Raw genomic sequence first — 5,514 nt, forward strand, 5'->3', positions numbered from 1 at the left:
GAAATGTTCCAACGCTGAAACGGAAACGGTCAGCAAGTGATTAAGATCTTTGACAGTGTGCGCAGGTGACTTGTGTGGGCGCCTTGCGGTGGATGACTGAATGTCAAACATATGCAAGCGTCTAACCTAAGAGTCAATTCAAAAGCTTGACGTTTATGGTTAGGACATACGCTTCAGAAAGATAGATCGAGTTGTTGCCTTCGGGTGGCAACGAGGTCGAAAACTTAAGTGAAGAGTTTGATCCTGGCTCAGATTGAACGCTGGCGGCATGCCTAACACATGCAAGTCGAACGGCAGCACAGCAGTAGCAATACTGTGGGTGGCGAGTGGCGGACGGGTGAGTAATGCATCGGGATCTACCCAAACGTGGGGGATAACGTAGGGAAACTTACGCTAATACCGCATACGTCTTACGAGAGAAAGCAGGGGACCTTCGGGCCTTGCGCGGTTGGACGAACCGATGTGCGATTAGCTAGTTGGTGAGGTAATGGCTCACCAAGGCGACGATCGCTAGCTGGTCTGAGAGGATGATCAGCCACACTGGAACTGAGACACGGTCCAGACTCCTACGGGAGGCAGCAGTGGGGAATATTGGACAATGGGCGCAAGCCTGATCCAGCAATGCCGCGTGTGTGAAGAAGGCCTTCGGGTTGTAAAGCACTTTTATCAGGAGCGAAATACTACCGGCTAATATCCGGTGGGGCTGACGGTACCTGAGGAATAAGCACCGGCTAACTTCGTGCCAGCAGCCGCGGTAATACGAAGGGTGCAAGCGTTAATCGGAATTACTGGGCGTAAAGCGTGCGTAGGCGGTTATTTAAGTCTGTTGTGAAATCCCCGGGCTCAACCTGGGAATGGCAATGGATACTGGATAGCTAGAGTGTGATAGAGGATGGTGGAATTCCCGGTGTAGCGGTGAAATGCGTAGAGATCGGGAGGAACATCAGTGGCGAAGGCGGCCATCTGGATCAACACTGACGCTGAGGCACGAAAGCGTGGGGAGCAAACAGGATTAGATACCCTGGTAGTCCACGCCCTAAACGATGCGAACTGGATGTTGGTCTCAACTCGGAGATCAGTGTCGAAGCTAACGCGTTAAGTTCGCCGCCTGGGGAGTACGGTCGCAAGACTGAAACTCAAAGGAATTGACGGGGGCCCGCACAAGCGGTGGAGTATGTGGTTTAATTCGATGCAACGCGAAGAACCTTACCTGGCCTTGACATGTCTGGAATCCTGCAGAGATGCGGGAGTGCCTTCGGGAATCAGAACACAGGTGCTGCATGGCTGTCGTCAGCTCGTGTCGTGAGATGTTGGGTTAAGTCCCGCAACGAGCGCAACCCTTGTCCTTAGTTGCCAGCACGTAATGGTGGGAACTCTAAGGAGACTGCCGGTGACAAACCGGAGGAAGGTGGGGATGACGTCAAGTCATCATGGCCCTTACGGCCAGGGCTACACACGTACTACAATGGTCGGTACAGAGGGTTGCAATACCGCGAGGTGGAGCCAATCCCAGAAAGCCGATCCCAGTCCGGATTGGAGTCTGCAACTCGACTCCATGAAGTCGGAATCGCTAGTAATCGCAGATCAGCTATGCTGCGGTGAATACGTTCCCGGGCCTTGTACACACCGCCCGTCACACCATGGGAGTGAGTTGCTCCAGAAGCCGTTAGTCTAACCGCAAGGGGGACGACGACCACGGAGTGGTTCATGACTGGGGTGAAGTCGTAACAAGGTAGCCGTATCGGAAGGTGCGGCTGGATCACCTCCTTTCGAGAACGACATCTTTCTCCCCGCAAGACGTCCACACAAGACACCTGCACTTTATTTCACGCGAAGTTTGCTTCACGCGACATCCTTGTCGCGGCCAAGCAAGACCAGCCATCCCTGGCTGGACTCTTCACGGACCGCCCGCTTCGATGCGAGTCATCGAGGAGTGGGTGGTTTCCGTCGAAGAACAAAGGTTCCCGGGTCTGTAGCTCAGGTGGTTAGAGCGCACCCCTGATAAGGGTGAGGCCGGTGGTTCGAGTCCTCCCAGACCCACCACTGAATCACTTGGGGCCATAGCTCAGCTGGGAGAGCACCTGCTTTGCAAGCAGGGGGTCGTCAGTTCGATCCTGACTGGCTCCACCATTTTGGTGGCACGACGTGAAATGAAGGCAGCGCACACATAAAGATTTAGAAACGAGGCGGCACTGTGGCCGTTCTTGTGTTCTTTGACAAAGTAAACGAGTGACAAGCGTTTTGGTTCGAAACCGAACCGAGATGTGTCGTTGAGGCAATTAAGCGAACGCGTTGTTTGGAAATATAGCTCTGAGGCGACTTGGGGTTATATGGTCAAGCGACCAAGCGTATACGGTGGATGCCTTGGCAGTCAGAGGCGATGAAGGACGTGGCAGCCTGCGAAAAGTGTCGGGGAGCTGGCAACAAGCTTTGATCCGGCAATGTCCGAATGGGGAAACCCACTCCGCAAGGAGTACTGCATGATGAATACATAGTCATGCAGAGCGAACCCGGGGAACTGAAATATCTAAGTACCCGGAGGAAAAGAAATCAACCGAGATTCCGTCAGTAGCGACGAGCGAACGCGGACTAGCCCAAAAGTATCTAGTGTTTTAGCCGAACGGTTTGGAAAGGCCGGCCATAGCGGGTGATAGCCCCGTAGGCGAAAGGGCATTAGGTATGAAATTGAGTAAGGCGGGGCACGAGAAACCCTGTCTGAACATGGGGGGACCATCCTCCAAGGCTAAATACTCCTGACTGACCGATAGCGAACAAGTACCGTGAGGGAAAGGCGAAAAGAACCCCGGAGAGGGGAGTGAAATAGACCCTGAAACCGTATACGTACAAGCAGTGGAAGCCCGCAAGGGTGACTGCGTACCTTTTGTATAATGGGTCAGCGACTTACTGTCAGTGGCAAGCTTAACCGTATAGGGGAGGCGAAGGGAAACCGAGTCTGAATAGGGCGCATAGTCTCTGGCAGTAGACCCGAAACCGAGTGATCTATCCATGGCCAGGTTGAAGGTGCGGTAACACGCACTGGAGGACCGAACCCACATCTGTTGCAATAGATGGGGATGAGCTGTGGATAGGAGTGAAAGGCTAAACAAACTCGGAGATAGCTGGTTCTCCTCGAAAGCTATTTAGGTAGCGCCTCGTATGAATCTTCCTGGGGGTAGAGCACTGTTATGGCTAGCGGGCCATCGCGGCTTAGTAAACCATGGCAAACTCCGAATACCAGGACAGAATGTACGGGAGACACACGGCGGGTGCTAACGTCCGTCGTGAAAAGGGAAACAACCCAGACCCGCAGCTAAGGTCCCAAAGTTATAGCTAAGTGGAAAACGATGTGGAAAGGCATAGACAGCCAGGAGGTTGGCTTAGAAGCAGCCACCCTTTAAAGAAAGCGTAATAGCTCACTGGTCGAGTCGGTCTGCGCGGAAGATTTAACGGGGCTAAGCTATACACCGAAGCTCGGGGTGCACACTTTGTGTGCGCGGTAGAGGAGCGTTCCGTAAGCCTGTGAAGGTGGATTGAGAAGTCTGCTGGAGGTATCGGAAGTGCGAATGCTGACATGAGTAACGATAATGCGGGTGAAAAGCCCGCACGCCGAAAGCCCAAGGTTTCCTCGCGCAACGTTCATCGGCGCAGGGTGAGTCGGCCCCTAAGGCGAGGCAGAAATGCGTAGTCGATGGGAAGCTGGTTAATATTCCAGCACTTGTCTGTAGTGCGATGTGGGGACGGAGAAAGTTAGGTCTACCGGGCGTTGGTTGTCCCGGGGAAAGGCGGTAGGCATGAGGGTTAGGCAAATCCGGCCCTCTTTATGCCGAGCACCGAGACGAGTCCTATTGGACGAAGTGACTGATACTACGCTTCCAGGAAAAGCCACTAAGCTTCAGCTACAGAGAAACCGTACCGTAAACCGACACTGGTAGGCAGGGTGAGAATCCCAAGGCGCTTGAGAGAACTCGGGTGAAGGAACTAGGCAAAATGGCACCGTAACTTCGGGAGAAGGTGCGCCCTTTTTGGTGGCTACATGCGTAGCTGAGCTGAGAAGGGTCGCAGTAACCTGGCCGCTGCGACTGTTTATCAAAAACACAGCACTCTGCAAACACGAAAGTGGACGTATAGGGTGTGACGCCTGCCCGGTGCTGGAAGGTTAATTGATGGGGTCAGCCGCAAGGCGAAGCTCTTGATCGAAGCCCCAGTAAACGGCGGCCGTAACTATAACGGTCCTAAGGTAGCGAAATTCCTTGTCGGGTAAGTTCCGACCTGCACGAATGGCGTAACGACAGCGGCGCTGTCTCCACCCGAGACTCAGTGAAATTGAAATCGCTGTGAAGATGCAGCGTTCCCGCGGCAAGACGGAAAGACCCCGTGAACCTTTACTACAGCTTCACACTGAACGTTGAGTTCTTCTGTGTAGGATAGGTGGGAGGCTATGAAACCGAGACGCTAGTTTCGGTGGAGCCATCCTTGAAATACCACCCTGAAGTGCTTGACGTTCTAACCTAGGTCCGTAATCCGGATCAGGGACCGTGTGTGGTGGGTAGTTTGACTGGGGCGGTCTCCTCCCAAAGAGTAACGGAGGAGCACGAAGGTACGCTCAGCGCGGTCGGACATCGCGCACTGTGTGCAAAGGCATAAGCGTGCTTGACTGCGAGATCGACGGATCAAGCAGGTACGAAAGTAGGTCTTAGTGATCCGGTGGTTCTGTATGGAAGGGCCATCGCTCAACGGATAAAAGGTACTCCGGGGATAACAGGCTGATACCGCCCAAGAGTTCATATCGACGGCGGTGTTTGGCACCTCGATGTCGGCTCATCACATCCTGGGGCTGTAGCCGGTCCCAAGGGTATGGCTGTTCGCCATTTAAAGTGGTACGCGAGCTGGGTTCAGAACGTCGTGAGACAGTTCGGTCCCTATCTGTCGTGGGCGTTGGAGATTTGAGAGGGGCTGCTCCTAGTACGAGAGGACCGGAGTGGACGTTCCGCTGGTGTTCGGGTTGTCATGCCCATGGCATTGCCCGGTAGCTACGAACGGAAGCGATAACCGCTGAAAGCATCTAAGCGGGAAGCGCGCCTCAAGATGAGATCTCCCGAGACTTCGAGTCTCCTTAAGGCACCATCAAGACTAGGTGGTTGATAGGCACGGTGTGGAAGTGCAGCAATGCATTGAGCTTACGTGTACTAATGAGCCGTGAGGCTTGACCATATAACCCCAAGACGCTTCGCAGAGACTATCGTCTCAACGAAACATCTAGTTCGAATTTCACCAAATCGCTTGTCACTCGTTTACACCCTCTGCGGAACTGGCGCATACCCTGCGCTGTTCCCACCCTTTCCCTGGCGGCTATAGCGCTGTGGTCCCACCCGATCCCATCCCGAACTCGGAAGTGAAACGCAGCTGCGCCGATGGTAGTGTGAATCCTCATGCAAGAGTAGGTCACCGCCAGGGGCTTTATCCCTCAAACGCCTTCCCATCCGGGAAGGCGTTTGTCTTTGCGCGTGAGAAAAT

At 53.9% G+C, this 5,514-nt stretch carries 2 tRNA genes and 3 rRNA genes; all 5 read left to right on the forward strand.

Annotation, left to right across the window (positions count from 1 at the left end):
• The first annotated feature begins 225 nt into the window (after positions 1-225).
• The 5 genes from AC0GUR_RS21525 (at position 226) to rrf (ending at position 5,454) form a co-directional block, all read left to right on the forward strand.
• Positions 226-1,770: ribosomal RNA gene (locus tag AC0GUR_RS21525) — 16S ribosomal RNA — on the forward strand.
• A 196-nt stretch (positions 1,771-1,966) separates the two neighbouring features.
• Positions 1,967-2,043: transfer RNA gene (locus AC0GUR_RS21530), tRNA-Ile, on the forward strand.
• A gap of 11 nt (positions 2,044-2,054) precedes the next feature.
• Positions 2,055-2,130 (forward strand) — tRNA-Ala (locus AC0GUR_RS21535).
• A 202-nt stretch (positions 2,131-2,332) separates the two neighbouring features.
• Positions 2,333-5,211, forward strand: a 23S ribosomal RNA gene (locus AC0GUR_RS21540).
• A 130-nt stretch (positions 5,212-5,341) separates the two neighbouring features.
• A 5S ribosomal RNA gene (gene rrf / locus AC0GUR_RS21545) occupies positions 5,342-5,454 on the forward strand.
• The 16S, 23S and 5S rRNA genes sit together here with 2 tRNA genes alongside, the layout of an rRNA operon.
• Positions 5,455-5,514: the final 60 nt, after the last annotated feature.

It is taken from the genome of Dyella sp. PARNA 12/25 (assembly GCF_055702865.1).